The organism is Gordonia abscondita (assembly GCF_032711245.1).
Taxonomy (GTDB): domain Bacteria; phylum Actinomycetota; class Actinomycetes; order Mycobacteriales; family Mycobacteriaceae; genus Gordonia.
Genome location: NZ_CP128986.1, coordinates 430,973 through 454,510, shown reverse-complemented (window position 1 = coordinate 454,510; position 23,538 = coordinate 430,973). Strand labels below are relative to the sequence as shown.

Annotated in this window: 25 protein-coding genes; 11 read left to right on the top strand and 14 right to left on the bottom strand. The window is 66.8% G+C overall.

Annotated elements, in window-relative coordinates:
• Positions 1 to 76 precede the first annotated feature (76 nt).
• The 3 genes from MP11Mi_RS02070 to trhA form a co-directional block, all read right to left on the bottom strand.
• On the bottom strand, positions 77 to 1,474 hold the full coding sequence (locus MP11Mi_RS02070; RefSeq protein ID WP_420040668.1) for a PepSY-associated TM helix domain-containing protein: 1,398 nt from the start codon (positions 1,472 to 1,474) through the stop codon (positions 77 to 79).
• A gap of 135 nt (positions 1,475 to 1,609) precedes the next feature.
• A complete protein-coding gene (locus tag MP11Mi_RS02065; protein WP_420040667.1) occupies positions 1,610 to 2,116 on the bottom strand; it encodes a hypothetical protein in 507 nt (168 codons plus the stop codon).
• A gap of 43 nt (positions 2,117 to 2,159) precedes the next feature.
• Entirely contained in the window at positions 2,160 to 2,861 is a 702-nt protein-coding gene (gene trhA, locus MP11Mi_RS02060; protein ID WP_420040666.1) for a PAQR family membrane homeostasis protein TrhA, read from the bottom strand.
• Positions 2,862 to 2,921: 60 nt separating this feature from the next.
• On the opposite strand from trhA, the gene MP11Mi_RS02055 reads away from it, so the two are divergent.
• Complete coding sequence (locus MP11Mi_RS02055; protein ID WP_420040665.1) at positions 2,922 to 3,698, top strand: isoprenyl transferase; 777 nt, start codon at positions 2,922 to 2,924, stop codon at positions 3,696 to 3,698.
• On the top strand, positions 3,695 to 4,180 hold the full coding sequence (locus tag MP11Mi_RS02050; RefSeq protein ID WP_420040664.1) for an aminoacyl-tRNA deacylase: 486 nt from the start codon (positions 3,695 to 3,697) through the stop codon (positions 4,178 to 4,180). The genes MP11Mi_RS02055 and MP11Mi_RS02050 overlap by 4 nt, the downstream gene beginning before the upstream one ends.
• A gap of 38 nt (positions 4,181 to 4,218) precedes the next feature.
• Here the strand turns inward: MP11Mi_RS02050 and coaA are convergent, their stop codons facing one another.
• Positions 4,219 to 5,160 carry a type I pantothenate kinase gene (gene coaA / locus MP11Mi_RS02045; protein ID WP_420040663.1) on the bottom strand — a complete coding sequence of 314 codons (942 nt, stop codon included), beginning with the start codon at positions 5,158 to 5,160 and terminating at the stop codon, positions 4,219 to 4,221.
• A gap of 71 nt (positions 5,161 to 5,231) precedes the next feature.
• On the opposite strand from coaA, the gene MP11Mi_RS02040 reads away from it, so the two are divergent.
• The 4 genes from MP11Mi_RS02040 to MP11Mi_RS02025 all read left to right on the top strand — a co-directional run bounded on the left by MP11Mi_RS02040 (position 5,232) and on the right by MP11Mi_RS02025 (position 10,331).
• Positions 5,232 to 6,455, top strand: coding sequence for a DUF885 domain-containing protein (locus tag MP11Mi_RS02040; protein ID WP_420040662.1), 1,224 nt, complete (start codon positions 5,232 to 5,234; stop codon positions 6,453 to 6,455).
• A 9-nt stretch (positions 6,456 to 6,464) separates the two neighbouring features.
• Positions 6,465 to 7,757, top strand: coding sequence for a serine hydroxymethyltransferase (gene glyA, locus MP11Mi_RS02035; RefSeq protein ID WP_420040661.1), 1,293 nt, complete (start codon positions 6,465 to 6,467; stop codon positions 7,755 to 7,757).
• A 50-nt stretch (positions 7,758 to 7,807) separates the two neighbouring features.
• Entirely contained in the window at positions 7,808 to 8,677 is an 870-nt protein-coding gene (locus MP11Mi_RS02030; RefSeq protein WP_420040660.1) for an acyl-ACP desaturase, read from the top strand.
• A 352-nt stretch (positions 8,678 to 9,029) separates the two neighbouring features.
• A complete protein-coding gene (locus MP11Mi_RS02025) occupies positions 9,030 to 10,331 on the top strand; it encodes a PhoH family protein (protein WP_420040659.1) in 1,302 nt (433 codons plus the stop codon).
• A gap of 51 nt (positions 10,332 to 10,382) precedes the next feature.
• Here the strand turns inward: MP11Mi_RS02025 and MP11Mi_RS02020 are convergent, their stop codons facing one another.
• Together MP11Mi_RS02020 and MP11Mi_RS02015 are read right to left on the bottom strand one after the other, a co-directional pair.
• Positions 10,383 to 11,228: a hypothetical protein gene (locus MP11Mi_RS02020; protein WP_420040658.1), complete on the bottom strand. Its 846-nt coding sequence runs from the start codon at positions 11,226 to 11,228 to the stop codon at positions 10,383 to 10,385.
• A 165-nt stretch (positions 11,229 to 11,393) separates the two neighbouring features.
• Positions 11,394 to 11,999 (bottom strand): class I SAM-dependent methyltransferase, encoded by a 606-nt coding sequence (locus MP11Mi_RS02015; RefSeq protein ID WP_420040657.1) that lies wholly within the window; start codon positions 11,997 to 11,999, stop codon positions 11,394 to 11,396.
• 119 nt (positions 12,000 to 12,118) lie between these two features.
• On the opposite strand from MP11Mi_RS02015, the gene MP11Mi_RS02010 reads away from it, so the two are divergent.
• The gene (locus MP11Mi_RS02010) at positions 12,119 to 12,988 is read left to right on the top strand and encodes a L,D-transpeptidase family protein (protein WP_420041981.1); all 870 of its coding nucleotides are present in this window, start codon (positions 12,119 to 12,121) and stop codon (positions 12,986 to 12,988) included.
• A 67-nt stretch (positions 12,989 to 13,055) separates the two neighbouring features.
• On the opposite strand, the gene MP11Mi_RS02005 is transcribed toward MP11Mi_RS02010, so the two are convergent.
• From MP11Mi_RS02005 to MP11Mi_RS01995, 3 genes are read right to left on the bottom strand one after another with little or no spacing between them, the layout of a single operon-like run.
• Complete coding sequence (locus tag MP11Mi_RS02005) at positions 13,056 to 13,733, bottom strand: PIG-L deacetylase family protein (protein ID WP_420040656.1); 678 nt, start codon at positions 13,731 to 13,733, stop codon at positions 13,056 to 13,058.
• Positions 13,734 to 13,773: 40 nt separating this feature from the next.
• Positions 13,774 to 14,403 carry a response regulator transcription factor gene (locus MP11Mi_RS02000; RefSeq protein WP_420040655.1) on the bottom strand — a complete coding sequence of 210 codons (630 nt, stop codon included), beginning with the start codon at positions 14,401 to 14,403 and terminating at the stop codon, positions 13,774 to 13,776.
• On the bottom strand, positions 14,400 to 15,578 hold the full coding sequence (locus tag MP11Mi_RS01995; protein ID WP_420040654.1) for a sensor histidine kinase: 1,179 nt from the start codon (positions 15,576 to 15,578) through the stop codon (positions 14,400 to 14,402). Before MP11Mi_RS01995 ends, MP11Mi_RS02000 begins: the two co-directional genes overlap by 4 nt.
• Before the next feature lie 131 nt (positions 15,579 to 15,709).
• On the opposite strand from MP11Mi_RS01995, the gene MP11Mi_RS01990 reads away from it, so the two are divergent.
• On the top strand, positions 15,710 to 16,756 hold the full coding sequence (locus MP11Mi_RS01990) for an FtsX-like permease family protein (RefSeq protein ID WP_420040653.1): 1,047 nt from the start codon (positions 15,710 to 15,712) through the stop codon (positions 16,754 to 16,756).
• Between the two features lie 43 nt (positions 16,757 to 16,799).
• On the top strand, positions 16,800 to 17,486 hold the full coding sequence (locus MP11Mi_RS01985; protein WP_420040652.1) for an ABC transporter ATP-binding protein: 687 nt from the start codon (positions 16,800 to 16,802) through the stop codon (positions 17,484 to 17,486).
• 30 nt (positions 17,487 to 17,516) lie between these two features.
• On the opposite strand, the gene glpX is transcribed toward MP11Mi_RS01985, so the two are convergent.
• Positions 17,517 to 18,506, bottom strand: a complete 990-nt coding sequence (glpX, locus tag MP11Mi_RS01980; protein WP_420040651.1) for a class II fructose-bisphosphatase — start codon at positions 18,504 to 18,506, stop codon at positions 17,517 to 17,519.
• Between the two features lie 103 nt (positions 18,507 to 18,609).
• On the opposite strand from glpX, the gene MP11Mi_RS01975 reads away from it, so the two are divergent.
• The gene (locus MP11Mi_RS01975) at positions 18,610 to 19,191 is read left to right on the top strand and encodes a DUF4245 domain-containing protein (protein WP_420040650.1); all 582 of its coding nucleotides are present in this window, start codon (positions 18,610 to 18,612) and stop codon (positions 19,189 to 19,191) included.
• Positions 19,192 to 19,230: 39 nt separating this feature from the next.
• Here MP11Mi_RS01975 and MP11Mi_RS01970 read toward each other — a convergent pair whose 3' ends face one another.
• From MP11Mi_RS01970 to MP11Mi_RS01960, 3 genes are read right to left on the bottom strand one after another with little or no spacing between them, the layout of a single operon-like run.
• Positions 19,231 to 19,449 (bottom strand): exodeoxyribonuclease VII small subunit, encoded by a 219-nt coding sequence (locus MP11Mi_RS01970; RefSeq protein WP_420040649.1) that lies wholly within the window; start codon positions 19,447 to 19,449, stop codon positions 19,231 to 19,233.
• Positions 19,446 to 20,696 carry an exodeoxyribonuclease VII large subunit gene (gene xseA / locus MP11Mi_RS01965; protein WP_420040648.1) on the bottom strand — a complete coding sequence of 417 codons (1,251 nt, stop codon included), beginning with the start codon at positions 20,694 to 20,696 and terminating at the stop codon, positions 19,446 to 19,448. The genes MP11Mi_RS01970 and xseA overlap by 4 nt, the downstream gene beginning before the upstream one ends.
• On the bottom strand, positions 20,693 to 21,301 hold the full coding sequence (locus MP11Mi_RS01960) for a lipid droplet-associated protein (protein ID WP_420040647.1): 609 nt from the start codon (positions 21,299 to 21,301) through the stop codon (positions 20,693 to 20,695). The genes xseA and MP11Mi_RS01960 overlap by 4 nt, the downstream gene beginning before the upstream one ends.
• Here MP11Mi_RS01960 and MP11Mi_RS01955 point away from each other — a divergent pair.
• On the top strand, positions 21,300 to 22,289 hold the full coding sequence (locus MP11Mi_RS01955; RefSeq protein WP_420040646.1) for a 4-hydroxy-3-methylbut-2-enyl diphosphate reductase: 990 nt from the start codon (positions 21,300 to 21,302) through the stop codon (positions 22,287 to 22,289). The genes MP11Mi_RS01960 and MP11Mi_RS01955 overlap by 2 nt on opposite strands.
• Here MP11Mi_RS01955 and mycP read toward each other — a convergent pair.
• Positions 22,219 to 23,538, bottom strand: coding sequence for a type VII secretion-associated serine protease mycosin (gene mycP / locus MP11Mi_RS01950; protein WP_420040645.1), 1,320 nt, complete (start codon positions 23,536 to 23,538; stop codon positions 22,219 to 22,221). The two genes, MP11Mi_RS01955 and mycP, sit on opposite strands and share 71 nt — an antisense overlap.

Genomic DNA, 23,538 nt, shown 5'->3' with positions numbered 1-23,538 from the left:
CAAACCTACACCGCTCAGGGGAGGCGTCGCCGTGACGGTGTCGTCGGCGCTGAGCGGTGTAGGTCTGCGGTTTCGATCAGTGGGAGGACGTCTCCAACTCCGTGCGGGAGGGCGGCGGCTGCGGGGTGCGCCGGGACCGGTACGCGCCCACCGCTACGTCGACGACGACGAACGCCAGCAGCGGCCATCCCAGAAGAGGGACGAACCAGCCAACCGCGACGGCGATGGCGGCTACCGCGACCGTCATGCCGAGCGGGGCGTCGCGCAGGGCGCCCGAGGTCGGAGCCTTGCCCACCGTCGAGTTCTTGCTGTGACGTTGGAACCACGAGCGGTAGCCGAGCACGATGACGGTGATCAAGGCGAGCATCAACACGAACAGGACGATCTGGTTGGCGATGCCGAACAGGAGTCCCATGTGCAGTGCGATGCCCCAGGCGGCGAGCTTCGCGGCGACCGGCCAGTCGGCGAATCGGTTCTCCGACACCACGGTGTTGGTTGCGGGGTCCACGGCCACCGCGTCGGGGGAGACCTGCCAGGCCTGTCGCACTTCGGCCACGGTGAACGCGGTTGAGGCGTCGGCCGGGAGGGTGATCTCGACTCCATCGCTCAAGCCTGCCGATCGGGCCAGCGCGAGGGCGGCGTCGACTTTGGGGATGGCGGCCGACGTGTCGCCTGCGGTGCCCATGGATCCGCCGTGACCTGCGTGTTCGCCGCCGGTGTGTTCGCCGTCCGCGGGTGGCGCCGTCGTGGTGCCCGGCAGGGCCGAGTCGGTCGCGGGGGTCGACCAGTTCAACGCGCTACGCAGTTCGGTGATGTTCTCTCCCGCATACGTCGACCAGGTGAGACCGGTCGCCGACAGGAACAGGAGTCCGGCGGCGATCCACACACCGATTGCCTGGTGCCTGCCGATCGTCCGCGCTCGGCCCGTCTTCCGCCGTTTGGTCCGGGTGCGCGTGAACCAAAGGGCGAGTCCCGCGAGAGTGATGACCCACAGCCAGGACGCGGCGAGTTCGCTGTACAGGCGGCCGACGTCGCCCAGATGGAGGTCGCGGTGCAAACGGTCGAGCCACTGCCGCACCGGCAGAGCGAAACCGCTGCCGTACACGGGGAGGTCGCCGAGAGTGTGGCCGGTGATCGGGTCGACGAAGACGGCGCGGCGCACCGATTCACCGAGCGTTGGATCATCGAAGATCACGGCGGTCGTGTCGCCCGGCTCGGCGGGCGGGCGGACGGCGGTCACGGTGAGGTCGGGCAGCGTCGATTGCGCGGTCTGCACCTGGGTGGCGAGTGGCGTCGGCTGGCCACTCTCGGAGGTGTGCAGTTGACTGCGGTAGACGACGTTCTCGATCGACGGTGACAGGGCGTACAACGCGCCCGTGACCGCCGCGACGAGTAGGAACGGGGCCACGAGGACACCGCCGTAAAAGTGGAGCCGATGCAGCATGCGGGTACCCGCACGTCTGTATGCAGACATTGTGAAGTGAGCCTTTCGCGTGAAGAGTCGTCAGGCTCTTCTGTCAGTCGGGCCCACTCGTCTACTGGTCGAGTGCAGCCGGGACCCACAGCAGCCTGCCGGATCGACTACGTCGATCCGGTGAGTCAGAGAGCTTCAGCGAACGGGTGGTCCTCGGAGTCCGACGGCACCCAAGTGGAGGTGGACGACGGGTGCGGCGGCGACGCGGACGATCCGCGGGCGAGTCGTCGAGTAGCGCATGCCGCGGTAGGTCAGTAGCGAGACGACCAGGACGATGACGTCCTGCAGCGTCGACGCGAGCGCTTCGAGAGCGGCGATCGCCGCGAGTGCGGCCAGAGTGCCGAGGGTGTGGGTCACCGCCATCGACGGTTGAATCAGGTCATGGTGGTGGCCCGACAGGAGGACGAGCAGGAGGTGGACGGCGCCCTGTCCGACGACGAGTGCGGCAAGGTTCGGGAGTCGGGGAACCGCGGCGGCGACCGCGCCGATCGCGACGGCTGCCGCGACTACGACGAGCAGCGTCGACGTCGACGGAAGCATTCCTTGGGCTGCGGCGTGCGCTGTGATCCCGGTCAGTGCGCAGGCTCCGCCGACGATGCCACCGCGTACACGCGCGGGGACCTGGTCGGCGGGTTCGGGCACGCGCTGAGCATACGGGAGTCTCAGCCGGGGGTGGCAGCGTGGTTCAGCCGAGGACCAGTAGCCAGACGGCGATGTAGTGCAGCAGCGCCGCTACCGCGGTGCAGGCGTGGAAGACCTCGTGGTGGCCGAAGACGCCGGGCCACGGGTCCGGCCATCGCAGTGCGAAGAGGACGCCGCCGACGCTGTAGAAGGCGCCGCCGACAGCCAGGAGCACCAGAACGGCCACTCCCACGTTGTGCACGAGCATGGGCAGGACGGCGACGATCACCCAGCCGAGGACGATGTAGAGGATCACGCCCAGCCAGCGCGGCGAGCCCGGCCAGCGCAATTTCAGAGTGACGCCCGCGAGCGCGCCGCACCAGACGATACCGAGCACCCACCATCGGGTTGGGCTGTCGAGGCCCATCATGCAGAACGGCGTGTATGTACCTGCGATGAAGACGAAGATCATGGAATGATCGGCGCGTTTCATTGCGACCCGGTGGGCTGGCGATGTCCAGTTGACGCGGTGGTAGACGCTGCTGACGATGAACAGTCCGCAGATGGTGGTGACGTAGACGATCACCGACAGAAGCGGTCCGACGGTGCGCAGCATCGCGGTGCCGACGATCAGCATCACGCCGATGGCTGCGGCGATCACCGACGAGTATTTGTGGATCACGCCGCGTAGCCGTGGCCTCCCGGCAACGCCCGACTCCGGGGCATCCACCGTGGCGCGTTGCTCTGCGTCTGACAGATCCATCATGGCACCTACGCTACCGTAGGTTTCGCGTCAGTAACTTGTTGCGCGCGTAACATCACCAACGTGAAACTGCTTCCCGACGCTCTCCGTAGTGGCATGTACCGAGTCTACGAGGGTCGACTCGTTCAGCTGATGGATCCGGACCGGATGCCGCGACACGTCGCCATAATTTGTGACGGCAATCGCAGGTGGGCGCGCGAAGCGGGTTTCGACGATGTCAGTCACGGGCACCGCGTAGGAGCCAAGCGGATCGCGGACATGCTCAGCTGGTGCAGCGAACTCGGCATCGGCGGGGTCACCATTTACCTCCTGTCGACGGAGAATCTGTCGCGCGAGTCCGAAGAACTCGACGCGCTGATGCAGATCGTCCCCGACATCGTCGAGGAGATCTCGCACGGCGACTGGCGGGTCCGGATCGTCGGCAACCTCGACAGTCTGCCCGCGCCCGTCGCCGACCGTCTGCGTGACGCATCGGCGCGGACCGACGGGCGCTCCGGGATGAACGTGAACGTCGCCGTCGGCTACGGCGGACGTCAAGAGATCGTCGACGCCGTGCAGAAACTCCTGTCCGAAGCCGCCGAGAAAGGCGCGACACCCGCAGAGATGATCGAAGCCGTGTCGGTCGCCGGAATCGACGCCAACCTGTACACGTCCGGACAGCCGGACCCGGATCTGGTGATCCGCACATCCGGTGAACAGCGGTTGAGCGGGTTCCTGCTGTGGCAGAGCGCATACTCGGAGATCTGGTTCACCGACGCGTACTGGCCCGAGTTCCGCCGCGTCGACTTCTTGCGTGCACTGCGCGACTACGCGGCCCGCAGTCGCCGATTCGGCAAGTGAGCGCGTCCACCCCGGCCGTCGCCGCGCTGGAGCTGGCGGGCATCGACTTCACAGTTCACAGCTATCCCCACGATCGCCGCAGCACCGACTATGGCGCCGAAGCCGTTGAGGCGATGGCCGCACACGGATTCGTCGCCGACCAGATCTTCAAGACACTCGTAGTCGACCTGGGCGGCAGTCTCGGCGTCGCCGTGGTGCCTGTGCCGGAGAAGCTGTCGTTGAAGGCCGTAGCCCGCGCGCTCGGAGCGTCGAAGGCGGTCATGGCCGACGCCGCGAAGGCCGCACGCGCTACCGGGTACGTCCTCGGCGGGGTATCGCCCGTCGGGCAGAAGGCGACACTGCCGACCGTCGTCGACGAGACCATCGATCTGTGGGACTCGATCCTGTGCAGTGCCGGACGGCGCGGGCTGGAGATCGAGGTGTCACCCGCCGATCTGGTGTCCGCGACTGGCGCCGTGGTAGCAGATATCGCTGCAGGTTAGGGGCCTCACTCTGCTCAACCAGCAGACGGAACCCGCCACTACAGCTTGCGTAGACGGACCTTGTTGATCGAGTGATCGCGATCCTTGCGAAGAACCAGGGTCGCGCGGGGGCGCGTCGGGAGGACGTTCTCGATGAGGTTCGGGCGGTTGATCGACGTCCAGATGTCGCGGGCCGCGATCTTCGCCTGCTGGTCGGTCAACGATGCGTAATGGTGAAAGTGCGAGTCCGGATTCTGGAACGCGGTGCTGCGCATCTGTAGAAAACGTGAGATGTACCAGCGTTCGATGTCAGAAGTCTTCGCATCCACATAGATCGAGAAGTCGAACAGGTCCGAGACAGTCAACGTCGGGCCGGTCTGCAAGACGTTCAAGCCTTCGATGATCAGGATGTCGGGCTGCCGGACCTCGATAGACGCGTCCGGCACGATGTCGTAGCTGACGTGCGAGTAGACGGGAGCCGTCACCAGCGACGTACCCGACTTGACTTCGGTGACGAACCGCAACAGGGCGCGACGGTCGTACGATTCCGGAAATCCCTTGCGGTGCATGATGCCTCGCCGCTCCAACTCCGCGGTCGGGTAGAGGAATCCGTCCGTCGTCACCAGGTCGACCTTCGGGTGGGTCTCCCAGCGCGACAACAGTTTCGCCATGACGCGCGCCGTCGTCGACTTGCCGACCGCGACACTGCCCGCGATGCCGATCACGAACGGCACCTGCCGGTTGCGCTGATGCTCGCCGAGGAACGTGCTCGTCGCCGCGAACAGGCGACGCCGCGCCTCCACCTGCATGTGGATGAGGCGAGAGATCGGCAGATACACCTCGGCGACCTCGGTCAGGTCGACCTGCTCACCCAGACCGACAAGCTCGGTGAGTTCCGCCTCGGTGAGGACCATCGGCATCGACTGCCGCAGTTCACGCCACTGCTTACGGTCGAGTTCGAGGTACAGGCCGGGGTCGCGGTCACTGGAATGGCGCGCCATTGAAGTAACGCTACAGCCCATGTGGCGAGTGCGACACGCCCGGCACCGTGCAGGCAACTACCCTGTGTCGCATGACTGTCCCCGCGCGCCCGTCCGACGACCCGGTCATCGAATACCTCCGCATCGGACTGGCCTTCGACCGACTCGAAGAGGGGTTCGTCGACGCGTACACCGGCGACCCCGCATTGCGAGCCGAAGCGCAGAACGCGCCGCGGCCGGACCCCGCCGATCTCGCTGCTCGAGCGCGCACACTGTTGGATCGACTGCCCGACGGGCTGCCGGCCGACCGTGCGGAGTTCGTCGGCTCCCACGTCCGCGCGTTGGAGTGCTCGGCCCGCAAGTTCGCGGGGGACGCCGTCGGCTTCGTCGACGAAGTGCGCGCCTACTTCGACGTCGACATCGCGCCCGCCGACCCCGCGACCTACCGGCAGGCGCACACCGACCTCGCCGAAGCGCTCGGTGTGCCGGGCGCGACGGGCGACACCCTCCGCGACGAGTATCAGCGGTACCGCCGAGCCGAAGAGATCCCGGCACACCTCACCCAACCGCTGATCGCGGCGTTCGCCAGCAACCTGCGTGACGTCGTCCGCGCCGAATTCCCGCTACCGGCAACCGAAGTCGTCGACTTCGACGTCGTCTCCGACAAGCCGTGGTCGGGCTTCAACTACTACCTCGGCGACTACCGGTCGAACGTCGCCGTCAACACCGACCTGCCGCAGCATCTATCGGGACTGCCCGGCCTGATCGCGCACGAGGCGTACCCCGGCCACCACACCGAGCACTGCCGCAAAGAACAGAAACTCGTCGGCACCGGACAGCTCGAACACCAGATCTTCCTCGTCAACACGCCGCAATGCCTGATGGCCGAAGGGCTCGCCGATCACGCCCTCGCCGCCGCGATGACCCCCACCTGGCAAGAGTGGGCTGCCGAGATCTACGCCGACTTCGGTCTGCGGTTCGACGCCGAGAAAGCCCGCGCGGTGTCGACCGCGACGGCGGGACTGCTCACCGTCCGGCAAGACGCCGCGCTGCTCCTGCACGACACGCACGCCGACGCCGACACCGTCGCCGGATTCCTGCAGAGGTGGTTGCTGGTGAACCCCGACCGGGCACGCCAACAACTACGGTTCCTCACCTCACCGCTATGGCGCGCCTACATCTCCACATACGTCGAGGGATACCAACTGCTCGGCCAATGGCTCGACGACGCGCCAGGTGCTCGGCTCACCCGATTCGGTCGACTGCTGGACGAACCCCTCACCCCTGCGGTTCTCCGTACCGAACTGTCGAATTAGACTAAGATCATGAGCCTGTTCACGCAGTCCCTGGCCGATCTCGACCCCGATGTGGCTGCCGCCATGAACGGCGAGTTGTCCCGCCAGCGCGACACCCTCGAAATGATCGCTTCGGAGAACTTCGTGCCGCGCGCCGTCCTGCAGGCGCAGGGGAGCGTACTCACCAACAAGTACGCCGAAGGGTACCCGGGACGCCGCTACTACGGCGGCTGCGAATACGTCGACGTCGTCGAAGACATCGCGCGCAACCGGGCCAAGGAACTGTTCGGCGCCGAATTCGCCAACGTCCAACCGCACGCGGGCGCACAGGCCAACGCTGCCGTGCTCCAGGCCCTGATGGAGCCGGGGGAGACGCTGCTCGGGCTCGACCTCGCGCACGGCGGGCACCTCACCCACGGTATGCGCCTGAACTTCTCGGGCAAGCTCTACGAGAACGCCTTCTACGGCGTCAGCAAGGAAGACTTCCGCATCGACATGGACGAGGTGCGCAAGATCGCACTCGACACCAAGCCGAAGGTCATCGTCGCAGGCTGGTCGGCCTACCCGCGAACCCTCGACTTCGCCGCGTTCCGGTCGATCGCCGATGAGGTCGGCGCCTACCTGTGGGTCGACATGGCGCACTTCGCGGGCCTCGTTGCCGCCGGACTGCACCCGAACCCCGTCGAGCACGCCGACGTCGTCTCGACCACCGTCCACAAGACTCTCGGCGGCCCCCGCTCGGGCATGATCCTCGCCAAGAAAGAGTGGGCCAAGAAGCTCAACTCGGCGGTCTTCCCCGGCCAGCAGGGTGGTCCGCTCATGCACGCCGTCGCCGCCAAGGCCGTCGCCCTCAAAGTCGCGGGCACCGAGGAGTTCGCCGAACGTCAGCGGCGCACCCTGTCGGGTGCCAAGATTCTCGCCGACCGACTGCTCGCCGACGACACAGCCAAAGCGGGCGTCACTGTCCTCACCGGTGGCACCGATGTCCACCTGGTGCTCGTCGACCTGCGAGACTCCGAGCTCGACGGTCAGCAGGCCGAGGACCTCCTCCACGAGGTCGGCATCACCGTCAACCGCAACGCGGTGCCGTTCGATCCGCGACCGCCGATGGTCACATCAGGTCTGCGCATCGGCACCCCGGCGCTGGCCACCCGCGGTTTCGGTGACACCGAGTTCGCCGAGGTCGCCGACATCATCGGGTCCGCGCTCGCGGCAGGCAAGTCGGCCGACGTCACCGCCCTCCGAGCCCGCGTCAGCGCGCTGGCCCTCGACTTCCCGCTCTACGAGGGACTCGAGGACTGGGGGCTGATGAGCGGTCGGTAACCCGATCGCCGATAACCGGTTTCCGTCGAACGTCGATTAGGGTGGTTCACGTGCCAGTACTTAGTGAAGACGAGTTGATCACCGCACTGGAGAAGGCGCTCCCCGAGATCGCCGAAGAACATGCGGAAGCAGCCCTGCACTGGAACCCGGGCGACTGGGTGCCGTGGGACAAGGGTCGCAACTTCGCGTTCCTCGGCGGCGAGGACTTCGAGCCCGGCCAGGAAACGCTGTCGCCGACCGCGGCCGCGGGCCTGCTCGCGCTGCTGCTGACGAAAGACAATCTGCCGTCGATCCACCGGGTGCTCTCGATCCACTTCCCACCCTTCTCGGACTGGCGCCAGTTGATCGGCGTGTGGACAGCCGAAGACAACCGTCATTCGATCGTGCTGCGCGACTACCTCGTCGTGACCCGCGCGATGGATCCGGTCGACGCGGAGAACCGTCGGCGCATCCACGTCGTCGCCGGATGGAAGCAGACTCCCGAAGGCGTTGCCGGACTCGGCCCGCTCGACGTTCTCGCGATCCTCGCCGTCCACGAGAACCAGTGCGCGCACTTCATCACCAACCTGATCGAGTACGCCGAGGATCCCGACCTAGTCACCATCTTGGAGAAGATCCGGACTGACGACGCCGCACAGGCAGCCATGTTCCAGGCGTACCTGATGGCCGGTGCCGTCGCCGACCAAGAAGCAACCGTCCTCGCCGTCGACCGGGCCCTCGCCGGCATCGAACACATCGGTTCGGACATCGCCGACTTCGACACGCAACGTGACTACATCAGCGACTTCGAAGACGCCGCCTCCGACGCGGCCATCGCCGCCAAACTCGCGCAGGAACTCAAACTCGAGAGCCTGCAGAGCTTGAGCGACGAAGCACAGGCCGCACGCGCTCGGATCCTGGAGCGCGCCGCAGGCCACTGAGCCGCTGAACGACGCACCAGCCCACAGGTTCGATGTCCCACGGGACTTCGACCTGTGGGCTTCGTCGTGTCCCATCCGGACGGCGTCGGATCGGACACGCCGCGGTAACCGGACGTTCATTGACACGCTGACTCACGTTGAGAGGTTCGCAGTGTGACGCGGCGTACGTTGGGTCATGACGGGCCGTGGGGAAGCGGTTCGTTCGGGAGGTTCGATTCGTGGACGATCACGTCACGAGAGGACCGGCCCCGGTCCTCGCCAACGCTGCCTGACCTACAGGCTGCAGGGCACGAACCGGCCGGCCGGAGACACTCGGTCCGTGCGGGAGCCGCACGGCGCCAAGGAGCCAGACGTGACCGCACGCACCTACGTCCTCGACACATCTGTCCTGCTCTCCGATCCATGGGCAGTGACTCGCTTCGCCGAACACCATGTGGTTCTGCCACTGGTCGTGATCAGCGAACTCGAGGGCAAACGCCACCACAGCGAACTTGGTTGGTTCGCACGCCAAGCACTCCGTCTTCTCGACGACATGCGCGTCGAACACGGTCGGCTCGACGTTCCGCTGCCGGTCGGTGACGACGGCGGGACCGTCCAGGTGGAGCTCAACCACACCGACCCGTCTGTGTTGCCTGCCGGGTTCCGCAACGACACCAACGACTCGCGGATCCTCGCCTGCGCGCTCAACCTGCGGGCCGAACACCGCGACGTCACCCTCGTCTCCAAAGACACGCCCCTGCGTGTCAAAGCCGGAGCGGTCGGCCTCGCCGCCGACGAATACCACGCCCAGGACGTGGTCGTCTCCGGGTGGACCGGGATGGCCGAACTCGACGTCGTCGACTCCGACGTTGACACGCTGTTCGCGGACGGCGTCGTCGACGTTGACGACGCGCGCGACCTGCCGTGCAATACCGGCGTCCGCCTGGTCGGCGCGGGCAACAGTGCACTCGGCCGGGTGACCGACACCAAACAGGTCCAGTTGGTTCGCGGCGACCGGGAAGTGTTCGGTCTGCGCGGCCGATCCGCCGAACAGCGTGTCGCTCTCGACCTGCTACTCGACGAGTCGGTCGGCATCGTCTCTCTCGGCGGCAAGGCCGGAACCGGAAAGTCGGCGCTCGCCCTGTGTGCGGGACTCGAGGCTGTCCTGGAACGTCGGACGCAGCGGAAAGTCGTCGTGTTCCGCCCGCTGTACGCGGTCGGCGGGCAGAACCTCGGCTACCTGCCCGGCAGTGAGCAGGACAAGATGGGGCCGTGGGCTCAGGCGGTCTTCGACACGCTCGAAGGGCTTGTCTCCACCGAGGTCATCGACGAGGTGCTCGCCCGCGGCATGCTCGAAGTTCTCCCGTTGACGCACATCCGCGGCCGCTCCCTGCACGATTCGTATGTCATCGTCGACGAGGCGCAGTCACTCGAACGGAACGTGCTGCTCACCGTCCTGTCCCGGCTGGGATCAGGGTCGAGAGTGGCGCTCACACACGATGTCGCCCAGCGTGACAATCTGCGTGTCGGGCGCCATGACGGAGTCGCCGCGGTGATCGAGAAGCTCAAGGGACACCCGCTGTTCGCGCACGTCACGCTCACCCGCAGCGAGCGTTCGCCGATCGCCGCCCTCGTCACCGACATGCTGGAGGAGTTTGCTCCTGGGGCACCGTAGTCTCCTGCGCGAGTGGTACCGCTGGGACGGTAGGCGGATCGATCTGGGCACCTATCGCTCCTCCGGTACCACTCGCGTGATCTGCGCGGGTCGACGATGGGCTCCGTTGCGGATCGCAGTCATCATCTGCGCATGCGACGACTCCCGTTGGTAGGCGATCTGTTCGTAGCTGAAGGGGAGATATGTGTAGCCCCGGATCTGTGCATCGACCATGCGGCGCCGATCGCGGCTGAAGGTCGGCTTGTCTCCATGGAATTCGAAACCGTCGGTCTCGATGATCAGCCATCTCCCGACAAGGAGGTCGACGCGGCCGACACCGTCGATCGGCACCTGGATGTCTACCTTCACGGTCTCGTTCGAGAGTCGGAAGCGAACCATCGACTCCGGTCCGGACTCGGCACGATGATCGCACTTGCCGAGTAGGCGCCTGATCCGTTCCGGCGCGTCGCGGAAGAGGTACTCGACCTCATCGAGACTCATGAGACCGAGGTGAAGAATCGAATCGGTCACCACCACTAGGCCTTCGTCGTCGAGACACCGGGCGGCGTGGGCCAGCGCTGTGGGGACATCGTCTACGGCACCGTACTCGGACAACGGGCGGCCGAACCGACGGCAGAACGGACCCCTCCGATTAGCCACCGCCCATCGATTCCCGCGCACGTGAAGGTCGTGGAACTCCGGCACCCATACGTGGTGTCGTTTCAACGCGGACAGGCAACTGAGCACGCCGCCCCGTCGGATCGCATTGACGATGTCCTGCGCGGGTTCGCCGACTTTGACCCAACCCGTGCGTAACGACTCAGCCTTCTTTTCGCGGATCAACTTCTCGAGACTCGCCCGCCCGATCGCCTTGTACAACTGGTTGGCCGGGTACACGCCGGGCCGAATCTCATCCATGGGGCGAGGATTGCCGAATCCGTACGGCGATTCCGGCGAATCCCGGCTGAATAGCCGATCTGTGGATGAGGCCGAACTCAGCCACAGATCGACCGCCTCGCGCGAGTGGTACCGCTCAGGCCGTACGTCGTCCTATGGGTCCTTCCGTGCCCGTGTACGACCCACTCACGCGCGTCGCAGGATTGACACGGCGAAGTCGGCGTCGTCGTGCCACGGTCGGACGTCCCAGGTGGACAGTCGCAGGTCCAGCCGGAGATCTGTCTCTGCGAGGGCTGCGTCGAATGTGCCGATCGGGAGTTTCGCCGTGTGGAAGCCGACGGCGATGAAGCCGCCGTCGGCGAGATGGTCGGCGAGTCGGCTCAGGACCAGGGCTTCGGTGTCGGGTGCGACAAACGCGAGAACGTTCCCTGCGCAGACGATCGCGTCGAACTCGCGGCGAGAGTGGTCGTCCATGCGGAGGTCGAGGGTCGCCAGGTCGTGGACCTGCCAGTCCGGGCCCGGGTAGTCGGTGATCGCGGCCTCGATGAGTACGGGATCGACGTCGACGCCGACGACGTCGTGTCCCACCGACTGTAAGTATCCGCCGACGCGGCCGGGGCCGCATCCGGCGTCGAGGATTCGCGACGACCGGCTCACCATCGCGTCGATGAGTCGGGGTTCGCCGAACAGGTCCGCGCCGTCGGCGGCCATCGCGCGGAACCGCTGGACATACCACTCGCTGTGTCCTGGGTCGGTGTCGGTGATCCAGCGGGGAGGGGGAGTAGTGGTCATGGCCCCGACGATAGTCGCCGGTCATCGCATTGCGGAAAGGTGACGATGCTCTCGCAAGGTGGCGAAGTGTCCGTAACCGCTGGCACACTAAGGTGGTGCTGAAGTTACTGATGAGGCGAATGTGGCAAGTGGGACTACTGGCGGTGGCGAGCGTCGTCGCTCTTGTAGTCGGGACAGGGCAGGCGTCCGCCGCGCCGACTACGCCGAATCCCGCTCCGAACACCGATGTGACGTCGTTGATCGACGGCATTTTGAAGAACTTCCAGATCCCCGGCGTGCCGTCTGCGCCCGGCGAGGCCGCCGACAACACCGGGCAGATGATCGTCGTGACCGCGGCGGTCGCGTCGTCGCAGACCGCTACGCTCACCGGGTTCGAGAAGGACGCGCAGGGTGCGTGGAAGCCGGTCGAGGGCATCGGCCCGGTAAAGGCGTACCTCGGCGAGAAGGGCATGGGTAAGGCGCAGGACAACGTGTACCGCACTCCGCAAGGCACCTTCCCGCTCGACCAAGCCTTCGGCCGCCAGTCCAATCCGGGCACCAAGATGCCGTACTTCCAAGCGACCCAACAGGACTGGTGGGATGCGAACCCGAAGTCGCCGACGTACAACCAACACGTGAAGCAGGCGCAGAGCCCCGGCGGCGACAGCGAGAACCTGTACGACTCGGGGCCGGTGTACGACTACGCCGTCAACATCAACCACAACCCGACTCGCACCCCTGGCGACGCGTCAGCGATCTTCCTGCACGTCGACAACGGCGAACCGACGTGGGGCTGTGTCGCAACCGAACGCCAGACGATGGTCAACATCCTCAAGTGGCTCGACCCGGCGAAGCACCCGAAGATCACGATCGGCGTGAACGTTGACTCGCCGGATCAGGCCCCGAAGCCCGAGACCAGCCCGAACGGTGACGTGCTGGGCGGTCTGCTCGGCAACCTCGCCGCGCTGGTCCCGGAGCAGTTGCGTTCGCTCATCCCAAGCGGCAACTGACCTCACCGACCCTTCAGCGACCCGAGGCCGCACGCGATCACGCGTGCGGCCTCGGGGCTTTTCGTCGTTATGCGGTGCCGCGCAGGAGTTCGAATCCAGAAGCGCGGGCGGCGTCGAAACCGTCGATAGGTCCGGTGCCACGGGCGACTTGGGCCGTCGCCTGGTCGACGACGGGCGTCTGCGGGTCCAGGACTTCCAAGTAGACCCGGTGGCATTCGAGTGCGCGAATGGCGGCGTCGGTGAACCCCTCGACGTCGGCGGCGTGCGTGATGTTCGGGCCATTGCAGAACAGGGCGCGAGGCGGGGTCGCCAAGGCGTCGAATGCTTCGACGACCGCATCGGAGAACTGCATGTGATCGCGTTGGTTTGGTATGCCCGGCGCCCATTCGGGGCCGCCGAACAAGCTGAGCACGATGTCGGGCCGGATTCGCTCGACGGTCTCGGTGACCTTCGCGCGGAGCTCAGGGGTATTGAAGATCTCGCTGTCGTGGAAGCCCCAGAACTCGACTTCGTCGACCCCGACTACCGCGGCCGACGCGATCTGCTCACCCTCTCGTAGTGGGCCGCACTCCTCGGGCGACATACCCTGAATCCCGGCTTCGCCACTGGTGGCGAGCGCGTACACGATCCGCTTGCCGCCCGCCGTCCACCGGGCGACGGCGGCCGCCATCCCGTACTCGGGGTCGTCCGGGTGGGCGACGAGGACGAGAGCGGTCGACCAGTTCTCCGGGAAAGTCGCAGTCATGCGGCTGAGGGTACGCCGAGTCGCCCCGATGCGGCACGACTCACGGGATGAGACCGCGCTCCCGTGCCATCGCAAGGACTTTCGTACGGCTATTGACGCCGAGCTTGTCGAAGATGTGGACCAGATGTGACTTGACCGTCGCCTCCGAGATGAACATCTTGCGAGCGATCTCTCGGTTGGAGCCGCCGTCGGCGAGGCTCTGGACGATCTCGAGTTCCCGCGCGGTGAGTGGCGCCTCACGCGAAGTGACGCGAGTCAGCAGCTTGGCCGCGATGGCGGGACCGAGAACGGTCTCACCGTCGGCGGCGGACCGGATGGCGCCGATCAACGTCTCGGGAGATGCGTCCTTGAGGAGATATCCGACGGCGCCGGCTTCGACGGCGCGCACGATGTCGGCGTCCGACTGATAGGTGGTCACAATCAGCACCTGCGGCGGATCGGCGATCGCACGGATCGCTTGGGTCGCGTACACCCCGTCCGCAGCCGGATCCGCACCGTGCAGTCGCAGGTCCATCAGCACCACGTCGAGACCGGTCGTGGACGCGATCTCGACGGATTCGGCGGCACCGGCGGCCTCCGCGACGACGGTGAAATCGGGGACGGCTCCCAACACCGCACGCAGACCCGCGCGGACCACGGGGTGGTCGTCAACGATCATGATTCGAATCATCGGTGCCTCTCGATCGGGACGTTGACGTGGATCGTCGTGCCGTCGCCGGGCGTCGACTCGACGGTGAGTTCACCACTACATGAGCGGATCCGGGCGCGCATCGCTCGAAGGCCGAACCCGCTGCCCGCAGTGTCGTCGCAGGCGGGCGACGGGCCCTCCGGGTCCATGCCGACTCCGTCGTCGACGATGTCCAGATGCACCTCGTCCGGAAGGTACGTGAGAGTGACTGCGGCCGACCGGGCTCCGGCGTGCCGCCGCACGTTCAACAGCGACTCCTGCACCGTCCGCTGCAGAGCGACCTGCACCTGTTCGGGCAGCAACGCCGGAACACCGTGCTCGGCGAACGCGGTGGGGACCCCGTCCCGAGACAACGCCGTGACCTGCTCGGCGAGTGCGCCGGGCAGTCCTTCGGCAGGCGACTGCGGTCCGTCTAGACCGCGGAGGAAGCGCCGAGACTCGGCGAGTGCAGTCTGAGCGGTCTCGAGTGCCGTCGCGGTCTGCGATGCGTTCTGCTCGGGCGACGTGGTGGCCGACGTGGCGGCCCGCAGCAACATGATGATGCTGGCGAGTGACTGCCCGGTGCCGTCGTGGATCTCGCCGCCAAGACGTTCACGTTCGGCCAGCACTCCGGCATCGTGCTCGCGCTCGGCGAGTTGCTCACGGGTGGCGATCAACTCGGCGACGAGCCGGTCACGTTCGTCGACCATCGTGGTGATTCGGCCGAACGCCTCGGTCACCGCGACTGCGGTGGCGATGCCGATGAGTGGGCCGATCACGCCGCCGACGGTGAACCCGCCGGTGTCGACGCGTACCGCGGTCACAGCAGTCGCCGCGACTACGACCGCGACGGCGACGGCCACCCCGCGTGGCAGGAAATGCCAGCACAGCATGGCCACTACAAACGCGATCCACACGAAATCTGACGATACGACGGAGAGCCCGATCCAGCCGGCCGCCAATATCAGGACCCAGGGGACCGCGAGGTCGCGTCGGCCGCGAGCAGACGAGACCGCGCCGATCGCGTACCAGGCGGCGAACAGTCCTGCGCACACCAGCGTGCGGACGTGCCTCTCGTCGTCGGCGACGGTGTTGGCGACACCGACGATCATCAGCGTCGTGAATAGGAGGTGGCCTGCCCATTCGGCGTAGCGGTCGGTGCTTCGGTCGTCGGCCATGTCTCCCAGTATCGCTGTGATCGTGCGCTGGCTGCGACGTCTACACCTTTCGATGGATGTCGCGTCGCCGATAGGTGGAGCCGAAAGTGGGAGTCCGGGGCGATGCCCGGGGAGGGGGCCGCGCGACAAGCTTGAGTAGTCCCGGCGAACTGCTGGGCGAGCAGCTTTCAGGAGGATTCGAAGTGTATATCGGCTGGCGCGAGATACGTGACGCTAAAGGAAGGTTCGCGCTGATCAGCGGTGTGATCGCGCTATTGTCGCTGATGGTCGTGATGTTGTCGGCGTTGACCGCGGGGCTCGATGCGGAATCCACGTCGGCGGTCCGGGCACTGCCCGGCGACGCGGTGATCACTCAGGCGGACGCAGGCGGGGAGGCATCGAGTTTGACTGACAGCCGCGTCGACGACGCAGCGGTCGGGCAAGCTCGTGAGGACGACCCGCATGCGACAGTCCTCGGCGTCGCCACGACGCGCATCACCGCGGGCGGCCGGGCGGCCGCCGCATCGGCGTTCGGATTCAGCGACGTCGACGAGGTGACCGTCGACTCCGAGACCGCGGACTCACTCGGACTGTCGGCCGGATCTGACATAGTCGTCGGCACAAAGGAGGTCCGCGTCGACGCGGTCGGCGACACCGGCAAGTACGCGCACACCCCGGTGATACGAATGCCGTACGCGGCGTGGGTGTCGGCGACCGGCCGAGACTCGGCGTCCGCGGTGCTGACGGCGGACTCTTCGGCACCGGCGGGGATGGTCGCGACGTCGCACGGCGATGCGGTGTCGTTGGTGCCGGGATACAAGTCCGAGCACGCGTCGCTGCTGCTCATTCAGGGACTCCTGCTGGCGATCTCGGCGATCGTCGTGTGCGGATTCTTTGCCGTGTGGACGGGTCAGCGGGTGCGTTCGCTTGCGGTGGTCCGCGCCATGGGCGCAGGCCGCAACTATCTGATTCGCGACGGACTCGGCCAGGCCGCTGTCGTCCTCTTCGCAGGACTGCTGGCCGGTGGGGCCGTCGGCGCGGTCGGCGCCGCGATCGCGTCGGGGACCGTACCCATCGCCTTCGATGCGATGTCGATGATCGCGCTACTCGCAGGAATGGCGGTCCTGGGGCTGGCGGGTGCGGCGATCGCGCTCCGGCCGCTGGTCAAAGTCGACCCGCTGACCGCCCTCAACCGCTGACCACCGCTAGCTTCCGATTCATTTCACAGCAAGGAGTTGCCCGATGTCTCTCGTTCTCGACAACGTGAACCTCACCTACCCGGACGGTGACCGTGACCGCATACTGGCTGTCGACGGCGTCAGTCTGTCCGTGCCTCGCGGGCGTCTCGTCGGTCTCACCGGCCCGTCCGGCTGCGGCAAGTCCAGCGTGCTCTCGGTGGCTGGGACGCTCATCACCCCCGACTCCGGTCATGTGGAGGTCGCCGGTGAAACGGTGGAGAACCTGGACGCCGAGGACCGTGCGCGGCTGCGCCGCGAACAGGTCGGCTTCGTATTCCAGCACGATAATCTGCTGCCTGACTTGACCGCGCTCGAACAGGTGCTATTGCCGATCCACGTGGCCGGGGGGCGGCCGAACCGGCATAAGGCGCGGGCCCGCGACCTGCTCGCTGAGGTCGGGCTCGCCGATGCGGTGGACCGTCGTCCCGGTCAGTTGTCCGGCGGTATGCGGCAGCGCGTGAACATTGCCCGGGCACTGATGGGGGAGCCCGCACTGCTTCTCGCAGACGAGCCGACATCGGCTCTGGACTCGCATCGTGCCGCCGAGATGATCGATCTTCTCGTGCGTCTGGTGTCGGAGCATGATGTGGCCGCTCTGTTCGTCACCCATGACCCGCGGGCGCTCGACGACGCCGACGAGGTGGTCCGGATGCTCGACGGGCGGGTGGCCGAACTCACGCACGCACGGTAGACGACTGTCAGCTGAGGTGAGGCGGAAGGATCAGATGTCCAGTCGCGCGTATTCGCGGAGCTTGGACGTCTGGTGGACGGCTTCGACGGTGCGGATGGTGCCCGACTTAGAGCGCATGACGAGCGAACGGGTCGTCGCACCGTTTGGGCGGTAGGTGACGCCGCGGAGCATGTCGCCGTTGGTGACTCCCGTCGCGCAGAAGAAAGAGTTCTCGCCTCCGACCAAGATGTCGGTGGTAAGGACGCGGTCCAAATCGTGGCCGGCGTCGATGGCCTTCTGCCGCTCGGCGTCGTCCGTCGGCCACAGCTTGCCCTGGATCTCACCGCCCATGCATTTCATGGCGACGGCGCTGATGATGCCTTCGGGGGTTCCGCCGACACCCATCAACATGTCGACGGTGCTGTAGTCGCCCGCAGCGGCGACCGCGCCAGCGACGTCGCCGTCGGAGATCAGGCGGATCTTTGCGCCTGCTTCGCGGATCTGCGAGAGCAGATCGGCGTGCCGCGGACGGTCGAGGACGACGACGGTCAGGTCGGCGACGTCGATGCCCTTCGCGGCAGCAACCGAGTTGATGTTCCACTCGACCGACTGGTTGATGTCGATAGCACCCTTGGCTGCCGGACCGACCGCGATCTTGTCCATGTAGAACACGGCCGACGGGTCGAACATGCTGCCGCGCTCGGAGACCGCGATGACTGCGATCGAGTTCGGACGACCCTCCGCCATCAAGGTGGTGCCGTCGATCGGATCGACCGCGACATCCACTTCGGGGCCCTCACCGTTGCCGACGACCTCGCCGTTGTACAGCATCGGAGCCTCGTCCTTCTCGCCCTCGCCGATGACGACAGTGCCGCGCATCGAGACGGTCGAGAGAAGTTCGCGCATCGCGTCGACCGCGGCGCCGTCGCCGCCGTTCTTGTCGCCGCGGCCCACCCAGCGTCCGGCCGCGAGAGCTGCGGCCTCAGTGACGCGGACGAGTTCCAGCGCGAGATTACGGTCCGGGGCTTGCTTGGTCGACATGGGTCTCCGCTCGTTAGGCACAACTCAGACCTGGCCATTCTTTCACGCACAGTCGGCAACCCGCGTCCCAGGGTGCCGCCGGGGCTGATGGATAATGACTGGCATGGCCGACAAACCCAGGATCCTGCACGACGGCAAGGACCTCATCTGGTCGCTCATCGCTTTGGGCGTGATAGTCCTCGTCGTCGCAGGTATCGCAGGCAGTTGCAGTTGGGGTTTCGGGTCGGATGCCACCGAACAGAACATCCCCCACTTCGACGTCTCCGACGGGCTCCGCGCGGATGCCAACACCATGCGGTTCCCGATCCGGGATCCGAAAGTCCCGAACGACTGGCAGGCCAATTCAGGTTCCACGCAAGAGATCGCCGCGACGATCTCCAGCAACGTCGGCTGGATCACCACCGGCGGCGCCTACATCCAACTCGCGCAGACCGACGCCACGGAAGAAGCCTTGATGCGCAAACTTCTCGGCGACGACACCTCGGGTACCGGACCCCGCGACATCGGCGGGCAGATGTGGGTGACCTACGAGAACCTCGACCGTCAGAAAGCGTGGATCGTCGACCTCGGCGACGTGCGGATCGGTATCAAGAGCCGTGGCAAGGACGAATCCATGCAGACTCTCGCGGAAGCGGTCCTCGCCGCGAAACCCCTCAAAGTCGACCGGCCGATGCCGACAGGTTAGACGGGTGTCGCCTCTGCCCGGCCAGCCGGACGGAGGCGGTCAGTCGTCCTCGTCGGCGGGGTTGAGTGCGGCTTCGATGCGGGTGCGGGCACCCTCAAGGTGGGCGGTGCAGCGGGCGGCGAGCGCTTCGCCCCGCTCCCACAGGGTCAGCGACTCGTCGAGACCGAGTCCGCCGCGCTCCAGCGCAGTCACCACTTCCGACAGTTCGTTTCGCGCGTCCTCGTATCCGAGTTGATCGACGGGGGCGGGTTCGGTCATGAGTCGTCTCCTTCGCGGATGCTCGCGAACGCCGAGCCGTCGGCCACCCGGATGCGGACTTGCGCGCCCGCGGGCAGTTCGTCGACGCTCGCCACCGCGTGCGGATGGTCGATGTCGGTGCGCTGCACCACAGCGTAGCCGCGCGCCAGAGTCTGGGCGGGGCCCAGCGTCGCCAGCCGGGCGGTGAGCTGCGAGTTCCGGTGCTCTTCGACCGTCAACAGATGTCGGACGCTGCGTCGCACGTCGACGAGGGCTGCGTCCACGCGTTCCTGCCGACTGTCGATCATCGACAGTGGTCGCGCCAGCACCGGCCGGGCGCGCAGTCCGTCGAGGACGCGTTGCTCACGGTGTACCCAGTTGCGCAGTGCGTGCGCGCTGCGTTCCCGCAGCGACGCGATGGAAGCGAGTTCCGCGGTGACGTCCGGGACGACTCGTTTAGCGGCGTCGGTCGGGGTCGCGGCACGGACGTCGGCCACCAAATCGAGCAGCGGGCTATCCGGTTCGTGCCCGATCGCGCTGATCACCGGTGTCGAACAGTCCGACACCGCTCGCAGGAGTGTCTCGTCCGAGAACGGCAGCAGATCTTCGACGCTGCCGCCGCCGCGGGCGATGATGATCACTTGGACGCGTGGGTCGGCGTCCAACGCTGCGAGCTCGGTGAGGATTGCGGGCACCGCCGACGGACCTTGGACCGGCGTGTCGCGGATGTCGAAACGTACTGCCGTCCAACGTTGTTCGGCGACCGCAACGACATCGCGCTGGGCGGCGCTCGCGCGCCCGGAGATCAGTCCGACAGTGTGCGGGAGGAAGGGGAGCGGCCGCTTGCGGCGCGCGTCGAATAGTCCTTCGGCAGCCAGCAGCCCGCGGAGCCGCTCGATCCGTGCGAGCAGTTCACCGATGCCGACCGGCCGGATCTCGGTGATCCGCAACGACAGCGTGCCGCGCCCAGAATAGAAGTTCGGCCGCCCACAGACGACGACGCGCGTTCCGTCTGTCAACGGAACGGGGCTGCGCCGCAAGATGTTTGGGTCGCAGGTCACCGAGATCGACACGTCGGCGGCCGGGTCACGCAGCGTGAGGAACGCCGTGCGCGTACCCGGGCGAGCATTGATCTGGGTTATCTGGCCTTCCACCCACACTTGACCGAGCCGGTGAATCCATTCGCCGAGCTTGAAGCTGAGCGTGCGCACCGGCCACGGCGCGTCGGCCGAGCTGGCCGGTGTCTGCCCCACTGATCCGGACGTCACTGGGCGGCGTCGGCCTTTTTCTGCTCGGCGACGACCCGGTTGTCGATCATCGTCACGAACGGCGACCGGTTGCGGTTGGCGCGCTCGTACTCGGCGAGCGCCTGCAGATCGGCGAGGGCGAGCGAACGGACCTTGGCGCGCAACTGTGCGAGCGTCAACGAGTCGTAGTCGAGGTCGGCGACGATCTGCGGGCCCGAGCCCGACTGCGGTGCGGTAGGTGCCGCCTCGGTCGCACCGGGGGCGACGTCGGCGGTCGACGAACTGTAGAGCGCGAACCTGCCCGCGGCAGGCTCGGTCGGCTCGTCTGCCTCGGACTCGGTTGCCGCCGGTTTCGCGGGGGCGGGCGGCGGCGTCTCGTCGTCGTCCTCGTCGAAGGTCGCCCACGCGGGCTGCTCCTCGGCCTTGTCGAAGATCGGCGCCAGCACGTCGTCGCCCTTGATGGCGAGCTCGGCGATGTTCTGCTGCAGACGCATGCCGACCTGCAGTGCAGTGCTGACCGCGGACATGGGCAGCGTGATGGCACGCGTTGGCAGTTTCCGGGTCTCCTCGACGGTCGTGGCCAGCAGACCGGCGACCACGCGAGCGGGGTACGGAGGACGATTCATGTACTCAGCTTCTCACAGCCGTACGATTGGTGTTATGGCTGAATCCAAGCGTGTCCTCCTCGCCTCCCCGCGCGGCTATTGCGCGGGCGTCGATCGTGCCGTCGAGGCCGTGGAGCGTGCACTCGACAAGCATGGTGCGCCGGTGTACGTCCGAAAGGAGATCGTCCACAACCGGCACGTGGTCGAGACCCTCTCCGATCGGGGGGCGATCTTCGTCAACGAGACCGACGAGGTGCCGGAGAGTGCGATCGTCGTCTTCTCCGCGCACGGCGTGTCCCCGGAAGTCCATCGCACCGCGGCGCAACGGAGCCTGCAGACCATCGACGCCACCTGCCCGCTGGTCACCAAGGTGCACCAGGAAGCGAAGCGTTTTGCGCGCGACGACTACGACATCGTCCTCATCGGCCACGAAGGTCACGAGGAGGTCGAAGGCACCGCAGGCGAGGCGCCCGAGCACATCCAACTGGTCGACGGGCCCGATGCCGTCGACCAGGTGCAGGTCCGAGATCCCGAGCGGGTCGTCTGGCTGTCGCAGACCACCCTGTCGGTGGACGAGACGATGCAGACGGTCAAACGGTTGCGCGAGAAGTTTCCGCTGCTCAACGACCCGCCGTCAGACGACATCTGCTACGCCACCCAGAACCGCCAGGTGGCCGTGAAGGCGATGGCTCCGAAGTGCGATCTGGTGATCGTCGTCGGATCGAAGAACTCGTCGAACTCGGTCCGCCTCGTCGAGGTGGCACTGCAGAACGGCGCGAAGTCGTCGTACCTCGTCGACTATGCGCGCGAAATCGATCCGACGTGGCTCGACGGCGTGAGAACGGTGGGCCTCACTTCGGGTGCATCAGTGCCCGAGGTGTTGGTGCGCGGTGTGATCGACCTGCTCGCCGAGCACGGCTTCAACGACGTCGAGACCGTCACCACCGCCGAGGAGACGTTGACGTTCGCGTTGCCACGGGAACTGCGGCCCGCGCGAACCGCCAACTGACGGCTAGCACGATCACCGCCAGCGTTGCGGTGATCAGGATGCGCCCGCTGCCGCCCGGCGCACGATCGGGTGGCGACGGCGCGTCGACCGCATGCCCGACAGCCGGATCTGGCCGCGGCGGTAGGTGTGCGGTGAGCGCGGCGACAGGGTCGACGACTCCCGCGCCGAGCGCGCCGTCGTGTCCGCCGCCGTGCGCGGTCGAGACGATCCTCGCGATCACTTCGGCCGCCGACAGTTCCGGGAAACGAGACCGCACCAGCGCGACAGTGCCTGCGACGTACGCGGCGGCGTAGCTGGTGCCCGCCAACGGATTCGCGCCGTCGGCACCCGCCAACGCGTAGACCGGCCGGGGGCCGCCGACGGCCGGAGCGATGCTGACTACGTCGGTGCCGGGCGCACCGACCGACACCCACGGTCCGCGCAGACTGAACGATGCGGCGGTGCCGTCGGATGCCTGCGCGGCGCCGACGGTCACGACGAGAGGTGCGAACCGGGCCGGTGTTGCGACGGTCTTGATGTCGGTGACCGGATCGGGATTCTGTTCTCGGCACGACGTCGCTTCGGCGAGGTTGCCCGCCGCGGCCACCACGACGACATCCTTGGCGAGCGCATACTGCAAGGCCTGGCCGACGGAGTCGTCGCCGAGCGCATCGGATGGCGGCAGGCACGCCGTCTCCGAGATGTTGACGACGTCCGCACCGAGGTCGACGGCGCGCACGATCGCCTTGGCCAGTGTCGCGAGCGGACCGTAGCCGACGCCGACCGTCGCCTCAGCGGCGTTCGCGGTCCGGGACGTCTTCGCGCGGAACGCGCCGGACGACTGCCGGATGGAGACGATCCGCGCGGCGGGTGCGACCCCGACGAAGCCATCGTCGGGGCCGTTTCGCGCGGCGATGATCCCGGCGACCAGCGTGCCGTGGACGTCGCAGTCGGACAAGCCGTCGCCGCCGGACACGTAGTCGCCGCCCGCGACGAGACCCGGTAGGCGGGGATGCGGTGTCACCCCGGTGTCGATCACCGCGACGGTGACCCCTTCGCCGCGACTGAACTGGTGAGCGGCGGCGACATCGAGTAGGTCGTGGCCGGCCGGGATGTCCGTCGCGGGCGCGGCGACCGGGCGGGCGCAGCGCGCATGCTGTTCGGTCGGGGTCAACGGTCCGAGCGGCGACGCCGACGGGACCGCTGACGCGACGGCCGGGCACGAGGCCACCAACAGAAGGGCGGCTGCGGCCGCCCAAGCCACGCGCAC